The 14098-nt window shown below is 72.0% G+C and carries 20 protein-coding genes; 13 read left to right on the top strand and 7 right to left on the bottom strand.

The features are described 5' to 3' along the window. The first annotated feature begins 80 nt into the window (after positions 1–80). From FHU34_RS17570 to FHU34_RS17560, 3 genes are read left to right on the top strand one after another with little or no spacing between them, the layout of a single operon-like run. A complete protein-coding gene (locus tag FHU34_RS17570; protein WP_145781855.1) occupies positions 81–1112 on the top strand; it encodes an aldo/keto reductase in 1032 nt (343 codons plus the stop codon). After that, complete coding sequence (locus FHU34_RS17565) at positions 1109–1615, top strand: mycothiol transferase (protein WP_145781853.1); 507 nt, start codon at positions 1109–1111, stop codon at positions 1613–1615. Before FHU34_RS17570 ends, FHU34_RS17565 begins: the two co-directional genes overlap by 4 nt. Before the next feature lie 23 nt (positions 1616–1638). Further along, positions 1639–2226, top strand: coding sequence for a GNAT family N-acetyltransferase (locus FHU34_RS17560; protein ID WP_145781851.1), 588 nt, complete (start codon positions 1639–1641; stop codon positions 2224–2226). A gap of 192 nt (positions 2227–2418) precedes the next feature. Here the strand turns inward: FHU34_RS17560 and FHU34_RS17550 are convergent, their stop codons facing one another. The 4 genes from FHU34_RS17550 to FHU34_RS17535 form a co-directional block, all read right to left on the bottom strand. Further along, positions 2419–3687: a hypothetical protein gene (locus FHU34_RS17550; RefSeq protein ID WP_145781848.1), complete on the bottom strand. Its 1269-nt coding sequence runs from the start codon at positions 3685–3687 to the stop codon at positions 2419–2421. Continuing rightward, positions 3684–4205: a SigE family RNA polymerase sigma factor gene (locus FHU34_RS17545; RefSeq protein WP_145781846.1), complete on the bottom strand. Its 522-nt coding sequence runs from the start codon at positions 4203–4205 to the stop codon at positions 3684–3686. The genes FHU34_RS17550 and FHU34_RS17545 overlap by 4 nt, the downstream gene beginning before the upstream one ends. A gap of 110 nt (positions 4206–4315) precedes the next feature. Continuing rightward, complete coding sequence (locus FHU34_RS17540; RefSeq protein ID WP_145781844.1) at positions 4316–4561, bottom strand: flavin reductase; 246 nt, start codon at positions 4559–4561, stop codon at positions 4316–4318. Then, positions 4561–4836, bottom strand: coding sequence for a hypothetical protein (locus tag FHU34_RS17535; protein ID WP_145781841.1), 276 nt, complete (start codon positions 4834–4836; stop codon positions 4561–4563). The genes FHU34_RS17540 and FHU34_RS17535 overlap by 1 nt, the downstream gene beginning before the upstream one ends. A 204-nt stretch (positions 4837–5040) precedes the next feature. Between FHU34_RS17535 and FHU34_RS17530 the strand changes: the two genes are divergently transcribed. Together FHU34_RS17530 and FHU34_RS17525 are read left to right on the top strand one after the other, a co-directional pair. After that, on the top strand, positions 5041–5811 hold the full coding sequence (locus FHU34_RS17530; protein WP_145781839.1) for a DUF5753 domain-containing protein: 771 nt from the start codon (positions 5041–5043) through the stop codon (positions 5809–5811). After that, positions 5802–6002, top strand: a complete 201-nt coding sequence (locus tag FHU34_RS17525) for a DUF397 domain-containing protein (RefSeq protein WP_145781837.1) — start codon at positions 5802–5804, stop codon at positions 6000–6002. Before FHU34_RS17530 ends, FHU34_RS17525 begins: the two co-directional genes overlap by 10 nt. On the opposite strand, the gene FHU34_RS17520 is transcribed toward FHU34_RS17525, so the two are convergent. Next, positions 5999–7231, bottom strand: coding sequence for an MFS transporter (locus FHU34_RS17520; RefSeq protein WP_145781835.1), 1233 nt, complete (start codon positions 7229–7231; stop codon positions 5999–6001). The genes FHU34_RS17525 and FHU34_RS17520 overlap by 4 nt on opposite strands. A gap of 68 nt (positions 7232–7299) precedes the next feature. Between FHU34_RS17520 and FHU34_RS17515 the strand changes: the two genes are divergently transcribed. From FHU34_RS17515 to FHU34_RS17485, 7 genes are all read left to right on the top strand, one after another. Next, positions 7300–7794 carry a MarR family winged helix-turn-helix transcriptional regulator gene (locus FHU34_RS17515; RefSeq protein WP_208745020.1) on the top strand — a complete coding sequence of 165 codons (495 nt, stop codon included), beginning with the start codon at positions 7300–7302 and terminating at the stop codon, positions 7792–7794. A gap of 74 nt (positions 7795–7868) precedes the next feature. Beyond that, complete coding sequence (locus tag FHU34_RS17510; RefSeq protein ID WP_145781832.1) at positions 7869–8384, top strand: DUF2087 domain-containing protein; 516 nt, start codon at positions 7869–7871, stop codon at positions 8382–8384. Between the two features lie 52 nt (positions 8385–8436). Next, a complete protein-coding gene (locus tag FHU34_RS17505) occupies positions 8437–8913 on the top strand; it encodes a MarR family winged helix-turn-helix transcriptional regulator (protein ID WP_145781830.1) in 477 nt (158 codons plus the stop codon). Between the two features lie 76 nt (positions 8914–8989). Further along, positions 8990–9403 carry a DUF6069 family protein gene (locus FHU34_RS17500; protein ID WP_145781828.1) on the top strand — a complete coding sequence of 138 codons (414 nt, stop codon included), beginning with the start codon at positions 8990–8992 and terminating at the stop codon, positions 9401–9403. A gap of 15 nt (positions 9404–9418) precedes the next feature. Next, a complete protein-coding gene (locus FHU34_RS17495) occupies positions 9419–10000 on the top strand; it encodes a GNAT family N-acetyltransferase (RefSeq protein ID WP_244311711.1) in 582 nt (193 codons plus the stop codon). Between the two features lie 68 nt (positions 10001–10068). Beyond that, complete coding sequence (locus tag FHU34_RS17490) at positions 10069–10494, top strand: Hsp20/alpha crystallin family protein (RefSeq protein WP_088991665.1); 426 nt, start codon at positions 10069–10071, stop codon at positions 10492–10494. A gap of 67 nt (positions 10495–10561) precedes the next feature. Beyond that, on the top strand, positions 10562–11560 hold the full coding sequence (locus FHU34_RS17485; protein WP_145781827.1) for a tyrosine-type recombinase/integrase: 999 nt from the start codon (positions 10562–10564) through the stop codon (positions 11558–11560). A gap of 40 nt (positions 11561–11600) precedes the next feature. On the opposite strand, the gene FHU34_RS17480 is transcribed toward FHU34_RS17485, so the two are convergent. Further along, positions 11601–11972: a VOC family protein gene (locus tag FHU34_RS17480; protein WP_145781825.1), complete on the bottom strand. Its 372-nt coding sequence runs from the start codon at positions 11970–11972 to the stop codon at positions 11601–11603. Positions 11973–12057: 85 nt separating this feature from the next. Between FHU34_RS17480 and FHU34_RS17475 the strand changes: the two genes are divergently transcribed. Further along, positions 12058–12903 carry an LLM class flavin-dependent oxidoreductase gene (locus tag FHU34_RS17475; protein ID WP_145781823.1) on the top strand — a complete coding sequence of 282 codons (846 nt, stop codon included), beginning with the start codon at positions 12058–12060 and terminating at the stop codon, positions 12901–12903. A gap of 9 nt (positions 12904–12912) precedes the next feature. Here the strand turns inward: FHU34_RS17475 and FHU34_RS17470 are convergent, their stop codons facing one another. Beyond that, complete coding sequence (locus tag FHU34_RS17470; protein ID WP_145781821.1) at positions 12913–14085, bottom strand: outer membrane protein assembly factor BamB family protein; 1173 nt, start codon at positions 14083–14085, stop codon at positions 12913–12915. Positions 14086–14098 lie beyond the last annotated feature (13 nt).

Raw genomic sequence — 14098 nt, 5'->3', positions numbered from 1 at the left:
CCGCGTTCGGCACCGTGCCGTATGCGGGTGGTGGGGACGAGTGGGAAGATCAGCTTTGTCACTCGGACCGAAAGGACGATATGCGCTATCGCAATCTGGGCGCCACCGGCACTGTGGTGTCGACCCTGTGTCTGGGCACGATGACCTTCGGCGCGGAGACCGACGAGGCGGGCAGCTTCGCCCAACTGGACCGCTTCGTCGAGGCCGGCGGTACCTTCATCGACACCGCCGACGTCTACTCCCGTGGTGTCTCCGAGGAGATCGTCGGCCGTTGGCTGCGGGCCCGGCCCGACGTTCGGGACCGTCTCGTCATCGCCACCAAGGGGCGCTTCCCGATGGGTCCGGGCGCCAACGACGCCGGCCTGTCCCGGGTGCACCTCACCCGCGCCCTGGACGCCAGCCTGCGCCGACTCGGCGTCGAGGCCGTCGACCTGTACCAGGCGCACGCCTGGGATCCGCTGACCCCGCTGCCGGAGACCCTGCGGTTCTTCGACGACGCGGTCAGCGCCGGCAAGATCCGCTACGCGGGCGTCAGCAACTTCACCGGTTGGCAGTTGCAGAAGGCGGCCCTGCTCACCCAGCACCTCAACCTCACCCCGATCGTGACGGTGCAACCGCAGTACAACCTGCTGGCCCGGGAGATCGAGTTCGAGGTGGTGCCGGTCTGCGAGAACGAGGGCATCGGCATCCTGCCGTGGTCGCCGTTGGGCGGCGGCTGGCTGACCGGCAAGTACCAGCGCGACAACGCACCGACCGGCGCGACCCGGCTCGGTGAGAACCCAGAGCGGGGCGTCGAGGCGTACGCGGGTCGCAACGCAGAGGAGCGCACCTGGCGGGTGCTCGACGCGGTCCGCGAGATCGCCGGGCAACACGGCGTGTCCATGTCGGCGGTGGCGCTGGCCTGGCTGGCGGCCCGGTCGGCGGTCACCTCGGTGATCCTCGGCGCGCGTACCACCGAGCAGCTCGACGACAACCTGACCGCCGCCGACCTGGACCTCGACGCCGAGCAGATGCGGTTGCTCGACGAGGCGAGCGCACCGCCGGTGGGCGACTACCCGTACGGCAGCGCGGGTGTGCGGCAGCGCGGCCGTGACCTGCCGAGCGCGTCATGACGTCGTTCCCCGAGCCCACCGCCCCGGCCGGCAGCCGCACCGAGGTCTTCCTGCGCTACCTGGACTACTTCCGGGAGTCCATGGTGGCCAAGGTGTCGACGCTGGACGAGTCGGAGCTGCGCCGCAGCCGGCTGCCGTCCGGGTGGACCCCGCTGGAACTGCTCACCCACCTGCGGCACGTCGAGCTGCGCTGGATCGAGTGGGGCTTCCAGGGCCGCGACGTGGCCGAGCCGTGGGGTGACCGTCGCGACGACCGCTGGTACGTCGCCCCGGACACGACCCGGGAGGACCTGGTGGCGGCGCTGCGGGCGCAGGGCGCACACACCGCCGAGGTGGTGACGGCGCACGACCTGGCGGAGATCGGCGCGCCGGGCCCGCGCTGGAGAGGCGCGGATCCGGCGTCGCTGGAGCGGGTGCTGTTCCACCTGGTCCAGGAGTACGCCCGACACCTCGGCCACCTCGACGTGGTCGCCGAACTCGCGGGCGGCCCGACCGGCGAGTGAGGCGACAGCCCGATAATGGGGCAATGCCGCTGCTCGTCGAACCCGCCCTACCCGCCGGAAGCCTCGGTGCCCAGGAGCAACCAGACCTTCCGGTACGCCCCGGGCTGGCGCTGCGGCCGTGGCGCGTCGACGACGCCACGGCCGTACGGGCTGCCTTCGGCTGTCCCGACATCCAGCGGTGGCACGTCCTGCGTCTGGACGACGATGACCAGGCGCGGGCGTGGACGGCGCAGTGGGAAGGCCGTTGGCGCGACGAGACGGCCGTGAGCTGGGCGATCGTCGGTGACGACGACCGGCCGGTCGGTCAGGTGGGGTTGCGGGGCGTGCTGCTGGCCGAGGCGTCGGCACACGTGTCGTACTGGTTGCTGCCTGCGGCGCGCGGCCGGGGGATCGCCACCGCGGTGCTGCTCGCGATGACCCGGTGGGGCTTCACGCAGGCGGGGTTGCACCGGCTGGCGTTGGAGCACTCGACTGCCAACACGGCGTCGTGCCGGGTGGCCACGCGGGCCGGATTCACTGTGGAGGGCGTGGCCCGAGGGTCGGTGCGTCACGCCGACGGCTGGCACGACATGCACCTGCACTCACGGTTGCGCGCCGACGGGCCGATCTGATCACCCGATCTTCCCGATGGTCGGCAAGTGAGGGAAGCATCGCGAGCAGCACGGCCGAGACCAGGAACGACACGGCGTCGACGAGCAGCACACCTCGTAGTCCGACCAACGGGAACAGGGCAGCGGCGAGGAGCGGGCCGACCGCCTCCGCCCCGTTGGACCCGAAACCGAGGGTGGAGTTGGCGATTTGATTCAGGAAGCGACCGAGACGGTGGTGGTGGTCCCGTTGGAGTCGGTGACCCGTACGTCGGTCGCGGTCGCGGGCAGGAGTGCTGCGTTGCGGCCGGCGTCCTGCCACTGGCCGTCGCCGACCCGGTAGCTCAGCGCCGACCCTTCGGCGGCGACGACGACGCCCTGGTCGTTGGGGAGTCGTAGTCGCACAGGTAGGGGCGCCGACCAGTCCGCGGTCGTGCTGGCCACCGCTTCGAACGGAAGATATTTGCGGGCGAGCAGCGCGATGACGCGGGACGGATCGTCGTCGTACTGAACGGTTTCCACGAGGAGCCGCCGGCCGTCGGGGGTTGCCCCGTAGACCACCAGACGGGGAGAGCCGTTGTGCGTGTGCACTCCGACAGGGTCGAGATACTCGGCGAGGGCTTCGGCTGGCGCGTCCACCTCCTTGGCAGCCGGGTCGGTGCCCCACACCTGCTCCGCGCCGGGCAACGTGTGGCGAGCCAGCGGTGGTGCCGGCCGATCCTTGTTGTCGGGGAAGAGAATCTCGCTCGTGCCGTCGATGTGAATCATGTTCTGCCGTTGAACGGGAGTCCGGGAGAGCGCGACGGTGACCTTCGTGCGCTGTGGCGGCACCGACAGCACCGCCGCACCGTCTTGGAAGGCCACAGACTCGAAGGTCCGCTCGACCTTGCCATCGGGCATGGACCGTAGTTGCGCGGAGAACTGCACCGGTTGCCCGAAGTCCAGCACAAGGAGCACGTCGCGCTGCGGTCCGAGCAGCGCCGCCTGCTCGGCGCCGTCTGTTCCGTTGTTGTCGAGCTGCGTCAGGGTGCGGACGCGCGGGCCGCCGGCGGTGGGTTCGACGAACCCCACAGTGGTGCCGTGCGCGGTGGCCTGGGCGACGTAGGAGGCCGGGCCAGCTGGCGTACCTCCTGCCCACACGACGTGCGGCTCGCCGCGCGTCCGATCTCCGACCTCCTTGATCCGGCGCTGCCACGCCTGGCGGACCTGCCGCAGGTAACCCTCGTCGGCGGCCAGATCGCCGCGAGTGGGCTGGTCGAGCAGCGGTGAAGCGACCTGTGCCTCTCCGGCATCGCCGGGCAGATCGAGGACGCCGGCCACGGGCACGGCCACCACGGCCGCGCAGACCGCCGCCAACACGGCCCGCCGCCGCACCACCCGACGTCGCCCACCCCGACGCACCTCAGCGAGCAGGCCCGGCGGGCTGACCAAGTCATCTGTAGCGCGGTGCAGGATGCCGCGCACGTCACTGTCGTTCATGGTCATCGCGAACTCCCGGCTCCAGTGATGGGTATGACGAGACTCGATCCGGCCAGCACCTCTCGCAGCCGTGCCAACCCACGCGAGGCGTGACTCTTCACCGCACCCTCCGAGCAGCCCATGGCCGCCGCAACGTCGGTGACCGGCAGGTCTTCCAGGTAACGGAGGACGACAGCGGCCCGCTGCCGGGCCGGCAACGCCCGCAGCGCTCCGACGACCAGCTCGCGAACCGCGACGGCGTCGGCGTGGTCGCGGGCCACCCCGTCGTGGTCACCCAGCGACTGTTCCGGACGCCGGGCACGCCAGCGCCACCGGTTGATCGACCGATTGACCAGCGCACGTCGCGCGTACGCCTCCGGGCTGCTCTGCACCCGACGCCAGCGCACGTACACCTGCTCCAGCACCTCCTGAAGCAGGTCCTCGGCAGCGTGCCGGTCCCCGGTCAGCAGGAAGGCAACCCGTAACAGCACCCCCGACCGTGAGCGAACGAAGTCATCGAACTCCGCCCCACGCGAATCCCTCATCTGACCTCCCGGCCTCGTCACCCAGCAAGACACCACATCGGCGCGCGAGGTTTACCGGTCCGGTAACTCTGCTCGACGAATTCGACCCGTGCCCATCAGCCGGGAGTGGTTCAGCGGGTCTCCGCCCAGCCGACGAAACGCGGGGTCAGGTCGGGAAGCGCGACGCCCGGGTGGAGCGTGGTGAGGTCGGCTGTGGCCGCCTCCTGAACCTTCGCCAGGTGCGTCAGCAGACCCGGCCGATCCTCGCGGTACTCGGCGAGCAGGCGCAGCTTCGCGGCCGAGCACGGCCACAGGATGCCGCAGACCGGGCAGCGCCACGACGGCCGCGACGGGGAGTGCTTCCGGTGCCCGGGCATCAGACGGCCCGCGCGCTGGTCCGACGCCGAACGGGTACGGCTTGCCGCTGTACGCCCGCGCGCATCACGAACAGTTCACGCCGTGCCACCGCTTCACCCTTCGTGTTCAGTTGGTACGCGTCGAGCCAGAGCCAACCGTCGTAGGTGTACCGGTCGGGTATCTCGCGGATGACGCGGACGACGATCGGTTTCCGGAACTGCACGCTCGCGGCGTCGGTCAGGAGGACCACGTCGCCGGCCCTGAACCGGCCAGCCTCCTCTTTCCTCTCTGGCACCGGTCTTCCCTCTGGTCGGCGTCTGGGAAGGGGCCGCTTCCGGGAGTGCTCGCCCACCGGAAGCGGCCCCGCGAACGCGCCCGCCGGGTCGAAAATCCCTGCCGGTCGCGCCGCCTAAACCGCACTTTGCCGGTAGTCGCTGGACAAGCACACAGCGTTACGTTATGTCTTCATCGCAGCCGCTTTGCACCAGGAGAGGACGGCATGAACCACGCCTTTGTCGCAGCGCTCGCCGCAGCGGGTCACACCGCCGAAAGCCTCGCCGACCGGATCGGTGTGCACCCGAAGACCGTCGCTCGGTGGGCGAACCCGGGGCACGTTCCACAGAGTCGGCACCGGGCGACAGTCGCCGACCTCCTGGCCAAGGACGTCGACACGCTGTGGCCGGACGCCGACCGTCGCCGTGAGCCGGTGTGGTTCCGGCCGTGGGTCGATCTCGAACGCGAGGCGGTGACACTGCGGTCGTTCGAGTTGGCGTGGGTGCCCGGGTTGTTGCAGACCGAGGCGTACGCGCGCGCGACCCTGGCCGACGGGATGCTGGCGGCGGAGGCGATCGACGAGTTCACTGAGGCGCGCCTCGACCGACAGGCGATCCTCGCCCCGGGAGGCGGCGGGCCCCTGCTGGTGGCCGTGCTGGACGAGGGGGTGCTGCGACGGCGCGTCGGCGACGACAGCGCCCTGATGGCCACGCAGCTCGCGCGCCTGGTCGGCCACGCCGAAGCGGGCACCGTCCAGCTGCACATCGTCCCGGCGGACGCGCCCAGCTACCCCGGGCTCGACGGGCCGTTCACCATCGCGGACATGCCCGACGGTTCCCGGGTCGCGCACGTGGACAGCGCGGCCCAGGCGCAGATCCTGGACCAGCCATCGGACCTTGTTAATCTGGAGCGACGGTGGGAGCGGATTCGCGGAGAGGCACTGCCCCGAGGGCGTTCCCTGGCACTCCTCAGAGAAGCGGCAGCAGCATGGACATGACCGGTGCGCGGTGGCGGAAGAGTACGAGGAGCGGCGGCAACGGCGGCAACTGTGTCGAGGTTGCCGACAACCTGCCGGGTGTGGTCCTGGTGCGCGACACGAAGGATCGCGACGGCGGAACGCTGGCGGTCAGCCCCGCGTCGTGGCGGTGCTTCGTCGCGCTGGCCCGCCACGCCGCCGGACCTCGTTAGCGGACGCCTGCGGGTTCGGCCGGTTGCGGTTGCGGGGTCGCCGGCCAGGTGAGTCGGCGTACGCCGGGCACGAGTGACGTGCCGGCGCAGGAGGCGAGGACCAGCAACCCGGCGACGGCCAGCGGCACCGGCGCTCCGAAGGCGTCGGCGGCCAACGGCGCCAGCGCGTAGCCCAACGGCATGGCACCCAACGACACCAGCCAGTCGTACGAGGTGACGCGGGCCAGGACCTCGGGCGGGAAGTGGTGCTGCACGACGGTCTCCCAGACCGGGTTGAGATAGCCGAGGGCGGTCAGCGCCACGGCGTACGCGGCGATCACCGCGGGGGCGGGCGCGGCGACGGCCAGTAGGAACAGCGGCGCCGCGTAGCAGGCCAGGCCGAGGTTGGCCAACAGCACCGGCCGGTGTAGCCGGACCCGCCCGGCCAGCAACGATCCGGTGAGCATCCCGATCGCACCGGCCTGCAACAGCACCACCCAGGTCGTCTCACCGCCCAGCCGGTCGATGGCGACGGCCGGCCCGAGGGTCATCAGCACGGCGGCGGCACCGTTCCACACGCCGTGCCCGATCAGGCTGGTCCAGAACCAGTCGCGGGCGCGGACCTCACCGAAGCCGTGCCGCAGGTCGGTGAGGACGGAGCGGCGGGGCACCGGCACGTGGCGGACCCGCACCAGCACGAGCAGCGCGGCGCTGAGCGCGAACGACGCACCGTCCAGGATGAACGCCCAGCCGGGCCCGGCGGCCCAGATCAGCGCGCCGGCCAGCGCCGGGCCGGCGAGGCGGCTGGTGTTGGCGGTGATGCCCATCAGGGCGTTGGCCTGCTGCCGGTCGGCTGGTTCGACGGTGCCGGCGACCAGCGGCGACGCGGTCGGAATGGCGAACGCCGAGGCGACGCCGCCGAGCGCGGACGCCACGACGACGGTGCTCAGCGACGGGTCGCCGCCGAGCAGCTCCACGCCGACCGCGAGTTGGGCGGCGCAGCGGACCAGGTCGGCCAGCAGGGCGACCCGGCGGGCGTCGAAGCGGTCGGCGACGACACCGCCGAGGGGCAGCAGAAGCAGCCGGGGGACGACCGCGGCGGCGAGCACGGCGGCCAGTGCGCCGGTGGAACCGGTGGCCCGCAGCACGGCCAGCGCCAGCGCCGCAGGCACCACCGCGTCGCCGAGGGCGGAGATGGTGCGACCCAGGAACAGCAGCCGGAAGGAGGGGTTGCGCAGAGGGTGAGCCATGATCCGAAGGTACTTCGACGTCGAATATTTTGGCAATGAATATTTCGACGTTGAGGTAAGCTGGTGCCGTGACCCCGACCCCGGACTCCGCCGACCGACACATCGAGCGTTGGCTGCCCGTGGTCCCGGACCTCGACGCGGACGTCGAGGGGGCGGTGACCAGGATGATCCGACTGACCCGACACCTGCGGGCGGTCAAGGAACGGGTCCTGGTCGATCTCGACCTCTCGGCCCACGAGTACGAAACACTGCACGCCCTGGCCGGTCGTCGAGGCCGGGCGGCGCCCTCGGACCTCGCCGCGGACCTGGCGATGGCCCCCGCCTCCATCACGGCACGGGTGGACACGTTGCTGCGGCGGAATTTCGTGCGCCGGATTCCGTCGACAGTCGACCGTCGACGGGTCGACGTGGAGCTCACCGAGGCGGGGCAGGCCGCGTGGCATGGGGCGATGGAGGTCCAGGGTGCCGAGGAGCACCGGCTTTTCGGCGCGCTCACCGCGACCGAGCGGCGGCACCTCTCCGACCTGCTGCGCCGGGTGCTGCTCGTCGCCGAGCAACCGTAGAGCACGCCGGAGACCTGAGCAGCCCCGGGAAATTGCCTGGCGGTCCGCGTACCGCCGATGGAAGGGTGACCGGCGTGACTGGGCATGCGCTGGCCGGGGCCCTGGCCGACGACGGACGGCGACGGATCTTCGCGGCGATCGTGCTGGGTGCGACCAGCGCGACCGACGTCGCCAAGCGGACCGGCCTGCCGGCGCGGGTGGTGCTCACCGGGGTCCGCCGGCTCACCGACGCGGGTCTGGTCACCGGCGCGGACGGTGCGCTCGCGGCCGACCAGGCGTCGCTGCGGGAGGCCGCCCGCGACAGCCGTCCGGCCGACGACGCCGATCCCGGCGTCGACCCGGTGCTGCGGACCTTCCTGCGAGGGGACGTCCTGGTGGGTCTGCCGGCTCAGCGAGGTCGGCGGCGGGTGTTGCTGGCACACATCGCCGAGCAGTCGTTCGCACCGGGCACCCGCTATCCGGAGCGGGCCGTCGACGACGCGCTCAAGAAGTGGTGCGCAGCCGGTGGGTCGGACCACGCGACGCTGCGCCGCTACCTGATCGACGAGCAGTTGCTCACCCGTGAGCACGGCATCTACCAGCGACACTGATCGTCCGCAGCACAAATCGTCTGGTCACGGAGCATCTTGCTAGCCTCGGCGCATGACCTCCTGCACGCCCGCCGACGGCCCACCCGACCTGTTGTTCCTCCTCTCCTGGGCGAGTCACGCGCTGCAGACCGAGCACGCCGCAGGGTTGGCCGAGCTGGGCATCTCGCCGCGAGCGCACTACGTGCTCGCGCAGGCCAGCACCGGTGACCTGACCCAGCGCGAGATCGGTGAACGGTGCGGCGTGGACAAGACCACCATGGTCGTGACGCTCGACCAGCTGGAACGGGCCGGGCTGGCCGAGCGCCGTCCGGTGCCGACGGATCGCCGGGCTCGGTTGGTCGCTGTGACACCGGCGGGGGAGCAGGTCCTGCGGCAGGCGCAGCAGAGGGTTCGGCGTATCCAGGATGAGCTCCTCGCCGCCCTACCCGAGCAGGACCGAGACGTGTTCCTACGGTCCCTGCTGGCGCTGGTCGGCGGCCCACTGGCCAACACCTCCCCGTACGCACCGGGTGCCCGCTCCGGCTATTAATCCCGGGGGAGATAGTTCCGAACAAGACTATCTGTTACGGTCGTACTCGTTCGTTTCCCCTGAACGAGGAGCCGTCATGAGTGCTGCCGCCGTCACGAGCCTCACCACCTCATCGCTACGCCGCCGCGCCCTCGGCGTCGGCGCCGCCGTCGTCTCATGCCTGGTCATCTGGTCGATCGGCGCGTTGGCCGGGGTCGACTACACGGTCGAGAGCCCGGGGCAGCCCGCCACGGTCATCGGGGTTGGCGCGATCGTCATGGTCTCCCTGGGTGCCGCCCTGCTCGGCTGGGCGACACTGGCCCTGCTGGAACGACTCGCCCCACGCGCCGCCCGCCCGGTCTGGATCTCGTCGGCCGTCGTGGTGACGCTGCTGTCCTTCGCCCCGCTGCTCAACGTCGATGCCACCGGCGGCGCCAAACTGGCCCTCGGCGCGACGCACGTCGCCGTGGCGGTCGCGCTCATCGCCCTGCTGCCCCGACCCCGCCGATAACCGGCGGTCAGCTGCTTGATCACCGATCTGGTCAACTCGGGTTCCTGGAAACCGCGGTGTGCGAGCTGCCGCGACACCCCGGTCTTCAGGAAGCCGAGCCCGATCTGGTCGATCAGTGCCACCCGACCCGACCAGCCCGATGCGGTGCAACTGCTGCGCGAGTACATGACCGAGATGGTGGTCCGCTACCACCGTCGACCCGCCCTGCCCGGTGAGGTCGACGCGGCGCTGGCCGAGATGCCCAGCGACGATCTGACCCACCCGAGTGGACTGCTGCTGCTCGCCCACCATGGCTCCGAGCTGGCCGGCTGCGCCGGACTGCGCTGGCAGTCGGGCTGGGCCGAGCTGACCCGGGTGTTCGTCCGGCCCGAGCATCGAGGCGCCGGAGGAGGTGCCGCGCTGCTGGCCGCCGTCGAGCAGGCGGCCCGTACCGCCACGGTGGACCGGATCCGCCTCGACACCCGCAACGACCTGGTCGAAGCCCGTGCGCTGTACGCCCGGCACGGCTACGTAGAGATCCCTGCGTACTCGTGGGGCCCCTACGCCGAGCACTGGTTCGAGAAGGAGTTGACGAACGCGTCCGAAGGCGTTAAATAAGAGGAGGAAGTTGAGTCGCCCCGGCTCAACTCATCACCTTCGGCCAGGAGAACCGAGGAGGCATGACCATGTTGATGCGTACCGACCCGTTCCGCGAGATCGACCGGCTCGCCGAGCAGTTCTTCGGTACGGCAGCCCGTCCCGCGACGATGCCCTTGGACGCGTACCGCGACGGGGACCACTTCTACGCGGCATTCGACCTGCCCGGCGTCGACCCCGACACCATCGACTGCACCGTCGAGCGCAACGTCCTCACCGTTCGGGCTGAGCGTCGCCGGCCCAGCGGCGACGGCGTCGAGCTGGTGGCCGCCGAACGTCCGATGGGCACCTTCACCCGGCGACTGTTCCTGGGCGACACCCTGGACACCGACAAGCTCGAGGCCGGGTACGAGCACGGGGTGCTGACGCTGCGCATCCCCGTCGCCGAGCGGGCCAAGCCCCGGCGGGTCACCATCAGCGCCAACGGCGAAGGACGCCGCCAGATCAACGCGTGATCACGGCCTCGGGTGGGATCGGCGCGCCTGCACGCCGATCCCACCCGAGGCTGAGAGCCTTTTTCACATGGTGTTCCCCGACGCTCCGGTGCTCGCCCGCCCGTCCGCGACCCCCGCTCTTCCGAGCGGACCGGTCGAGGTCACCGAGGCGTGGCTGCGCAACCGGCGGTTGTCCGAGCACACCCGCGACGCGTACCGCCGCGACGTCACCAGTTGGCTCACCTGGTGCGCCGGCCGGGACCTGGACCCGCTGCGGGCCACGTTCCTGCACGTCAACGAGTACGCGCGGGCGTTGGAAGCCACCATCGGCGCCCGCAGCGGCCGCCCGCTGACACCGGCGACGGTGGCACGGCGACTCTCCGCGCTGTCCAGTTGGTACGACTTCCTGGTCAAACTGGGCGCGGTCCCGGCCAACCCGGTCTCCGGCGCGGACCGGCCCCGCGTCGACCGGGATCACTCCGCCACCCTGGGGCTCACCCCCGAAGAGGTCGACGCGCTGCTCGCGGCCGCGGACGCGGACACCGGAGCGACCGCCGCCCGCAACCGGGCGGCGATCGCGCTCCTCGCCGACCTCGGCCTGCGGGTCGGGGAGCTGATCTCACTGGACCTGACCGACCTCGGCACGGAGCGCGGACACCGCAGCGTGCGCTTCGTCGGCAAGGGCGGCAAGCAACGCCGCCGCGCCCTCACCCCCAGCAGCGGGTACGCCGTGGACGCCTACCTGGCCGAACGGGCCGCCGCCGTCGGTGTGCCGGTAACGCAGCTGACCGGGCCGCTGCTGGTCACGGCGACCGGGGGCCGGCTGGACCGGCACTCGGTGTTCCGGCTGGTGCGTCGGCTCGCCCGAGCAGCAGGCATCCCGGCGTGGGCGAAGCTGTCCCCGCACTCACTGCGACACGCGTTCGCCACCACCGCCCGCTCCGAGGGCGTGCCGTTGGAGGACGTGCAGGACGCGATGGGGCACGCCGACCCGCGCACCACCCGCCGCTACGACCGGGACCGGCACAACCTCGACCGCGACCCGGCCTACGCGGTGTGGGCGGCCCGGTCGCGTCGGCGCGCCTGACCCAGCCCGCTCCCTGTCGGCGCGGGCCGACCCAGCCTGGTCAGCTTTGTGGGCGGGGGCAGATGCAGAACGGCTGCCCGATCGGGTCGAGCAGCACCACCCACCGGTCACCACCGGGCTGGAAGTCCGGCTTGGACGCGCCCGCCGCGACGAGCTGCTGCTCCGCCGCCGCCAGGTCGTCGACGTAGAGATCCAGGTGGTAGCGCTTGTCGCCGGTGGAGTCCGGCCAGGACGGCGGCTGGTAGCCCTCCACCAGGCCGAAGCCGATGGAGACGCCACCGGACCTGATCATCGCGTACTCCGGTTGGCTGTGGGTGACCTCCCAACCCAGCGCCTGGTGGTAGAACGCGGCGTGGCCGGCGGGGTCGGAACTGTCGAGGTTGACCATCGCGAGGTCGGCAGAGACTGTCACGCGGGCAGTATCCCGCCGAGGTCCGACAATCGGGCGGCAGCACTCGCCGGGACACACCGTCGGACCCCCGCCATACGGTCGAGGGATGAGACATGGTCTGGAAATCTCCTGCGGCGGCGCCTCGGTCGAGGTGTCCACCCTGGTGGAGCTGGGTGAGCTGGCCGAACATGCCGGGTGGGACGGCGTCTTCCTGGAGGACTATCTGATCCACTACTCCGGCGACGAACCGTTCACCTACGATCCCTGGCTGGTTCTCGCCGCGATCGCCGGCCGCACCGGGCGGGTGCGGCTGGGCACCACGGTTACCGCGCTGCCCCGGCGTCGCCCAGCGAAGCTGGCGCGGGAGGTCCTCACCCTCGACCACCTCAGCGCAGGCCGCGCCGTCGTGGCGGTCGGTGTCGGCGACGCCGGCGACCGGGGCCTGGCCGCCTTCGGTGAGCAGACCGAGGTGTCCGTGCGGGCCGCGATGCTCGACGAGGGTCTCGACCTGCTGACCGGCCTGCTCAGCGGCGAGCGGGTCACCCACCAGGGCACCCACTACCGCGCGGACGGGGTGGCCCTGCGACCTGCGCCGGTGCAGTCACCCCGGGTGCCGGTCTGGGTCGGCGGGAGCACCCAGGCGGGAGCGGTCCGCCGCCGGGCGGCGCGCGCCGACGGCATCGTGCCGTACAAGCTCACCGACACCGACGGGTGGTCCGACTTCACCCCCGACGAGGTACACGACCTCGCTGCTGCGTTGCCGTCGACGCGCGCCGACGGTCAGCCGTTCGACGTGGCGGTCGGCGGGCGGCGACGCCGCTCCGACGAACGCGCCGAGCGGGCGTACCTCGCTGAGTTGGCCGCCGCCGGCGCCACCTGGTGGCTGGAGTTCGTCCCGGCCGGCGATCCGGCGACGATGCACGCTGCCGTCACCCGAGGACCCCTACGCTGACCCGCAGGGTCAGGGGCCGTCGAGGGGCCAGAATGTCTGCCGTGCCGCGCCATCGCGGCAGAGCAGCCCGGTGCCGGCCCGCCGGCAGTCGGTCACACCCGCCGGGAGCACCGCGGACACCCAGTGACCGTCGCGACCCACCGTCGCGACCAGGGAGCGTCTGCCGTCCGCCGCCATTCCCAGCACCAGCAGGGGTTCCGGGGCGCCCCGGGGAGCGGGCACGGTACGCCAGCGGGCGCCCGCCGGCCACGTCCACAGCCGCACCCCGGTGCCCGCGTCGATCGCCCAGCGTCCCCGCTCGTCCTGCCCGCAGATCAGCCCCTGGCAGGGCCGAAGGGTCACCTCGCCCGGCTGCACCGGCACCTGCCAGCGCGGTGCCAGCCCCGGTAGGTCGTACCCGGACAGCGCCGCCGCGCCGCCGCTCGGGTGGCGCAGCACCAGATGCGCGCCGGCGACCTGGGGATTGTCCGGGCCATAGTCGGCCGGCGGGAGCCGCCCCCGACCCCGCTCGGTGCCGTCATGGGCGTCGAGCAGCCGGGTCAGCCCGTCGTCCTGCACCAGCAGCACCCGCCCGGGCAGGCCGGGAAGTGGCCGCAGCACCGCCGTGGAGGGCAACGGGACCGACCACCGGGTTGCGCCGGTGGCCGGGTCGACACCCTGCACCGTGCCCTCGACCCGCCGTCCCGGTTCGGAGACGCTGCGCACCTCGCTCACCGCAACCGCCGCGTCCCCGGCCGCGTACACCCGCTCGGGTCGCCGCCACACCGGCTGGCCGGTCCGCATCGACCGCGCGGAGGTCGCCCGGGCCCCGCGCGCCTGATCGCGTTCGACAAGCAGGAGCAGGTCACCGGCGACCTCGGCGGACCACCCGGCCGCGGGCGGCACGGTGACCCGCCACCGGGGCGGGCCGCCCGGCGCGGCCGGGTCGTAGGCGCTCAGCGTCGGTGGGTTCTGGTCGGGGTCGACGACCAGCAGCAGCGGCCCCGCACCGAGCACCGTCGCCCGGGCGGGCACCGCCGGCCCCACCTGGGGTGTCAGGCGCGCGGCCGGGGCGGCGCCGCCGAGCAGGGCACACGCCGCCACCAGCATCGCCACCCGCCAACGGCGGGACAACTGCGGCGGTGGCGGGCGGTCGTCAACTGGCGAAGCCCAGTCGTCTCCCAGCTCGATCAGTACCGACATGCGCACCCACCCG

Origin of the sequence: Micromonospora taraxaci, assembly GCF_007830095.1 — a bacterium.
GTDB classification, from domain to species: domain Bacteria; phylum Actinomycetota; class Actinomycetes; order Mycobacteriales; family Micromonosporaceae; genus Micromonospora; species Micromonospora taraxaci.
This window is presented reverse-complemented; position numbering and strand designations above follow the sequence as displayed.

Bases quoted from the DNA above. Each gene is read 5' to 3' on its own strand.
- FHU34_RS17570 (WP_145781855.1), top strand. From the start codon at position 81: ATGCGCTATCGCAATCTGGGCGCCACCGGCACTGTGGTGTCGACCCTG.
- FHU34_RS17565 (WP_145781853.1), top strand. From the start codon at position 1,109: ATGACGTCGTTCCCCGAGCCCACCGCCCCGGCCGGCAGCCGCACCGAG.
- FHU34_RS17560 (WP_145781851.1), top strand. From the start codon at position 1,639: ATGCCGCTGCTCGTCGAACCCGCCCTACCCGCCGGAAGCCTCGGTGCC.
- FHU34_RS17550 (WP_145781848.1), bottom strand. From the start codon at position 3,687: ATGACCATGAACGACAGTGACGTGCGCGGCATCCTGCACCGCGCTACA.
- FHU34_RS17545 (WP_145781846.1), bottom strand. From the start codon at position 4,205: ATGAGGGATTCGCGTGGGGCGGAGTTCGATGACTTCGTTCGCTCACGG.
- FHU34_RS17540 (WP_145781844.1), bottom strand. From the start codon at position 4,561: ATGCCCGGGCACCGGAAGCACTCCCCGTCGCGGCCGTCGTGGCGCTGC.
- FHU34_RS17530 (WP_145781839.1), top strand. From the start codon at position 5,041: ATGAACCACGCCTTTGTCGCAGCGCTCGCCGCAGCGGGTCACACCGCC.
- FHU34_RS17525 (WP_145781837.1), top strand. From the start codon at position 5,802: ATGGACATGACCGGTGCGCGGTGGCGGAAGAGTACGAGGAGCGGCGGC.
- FHU34_RS17520 (WP_145781835.1), bottom strand. From the start codon at position 7,231: ATGGCTCACCCTCTGCGCAACCCCTCCTTCCGGCTGCTGTTCCTGGGT.
- FHU34_RS17505 (WP_145781830.1), top strand. From the start codon at position 8,437: ATGACCTCCTGCACGCCCGCCGACGGCCCACCCGACCTGTTGTTCCTC.
- FHU34_RS17500 (WP_145781828.1), top strand. From the start codon at position 8,990: ATGAGTGCTGCCGCCGTCACGAGCCTCACCACCTCATCGCTACGCCGC.
- FHU34_RS17490 (WP_088991665.1), top strand. From the start codon at position 10,069: ATGTTGATGCGTACCGACCCGTTCCGCGAGATCGACCGGCTCGCCGAG.
- FHU34_RS17485 (WP_145781827.1), top strand. From the start codon at position 10,562: ATGGTGTTCCCCGACGCTCCGGTGCTCGCCCGCCCGTCCGCGACCCCC.
- FHU34_RS17475 (WP_145781823.1), top strand. From the start codon at position 12,058: ATGAGACATGGTCTGGAAATCTCCTGCGGCGGCGCCTCGGTCGAGGTG.
- FHU34_RS17470 (WP_145781821.1), bottom strand. From the start codon at position 14,085: ATGTCGGTACTGATCGAGCTGGGAGACGACTGGGCTTCGCCAGTTGAC.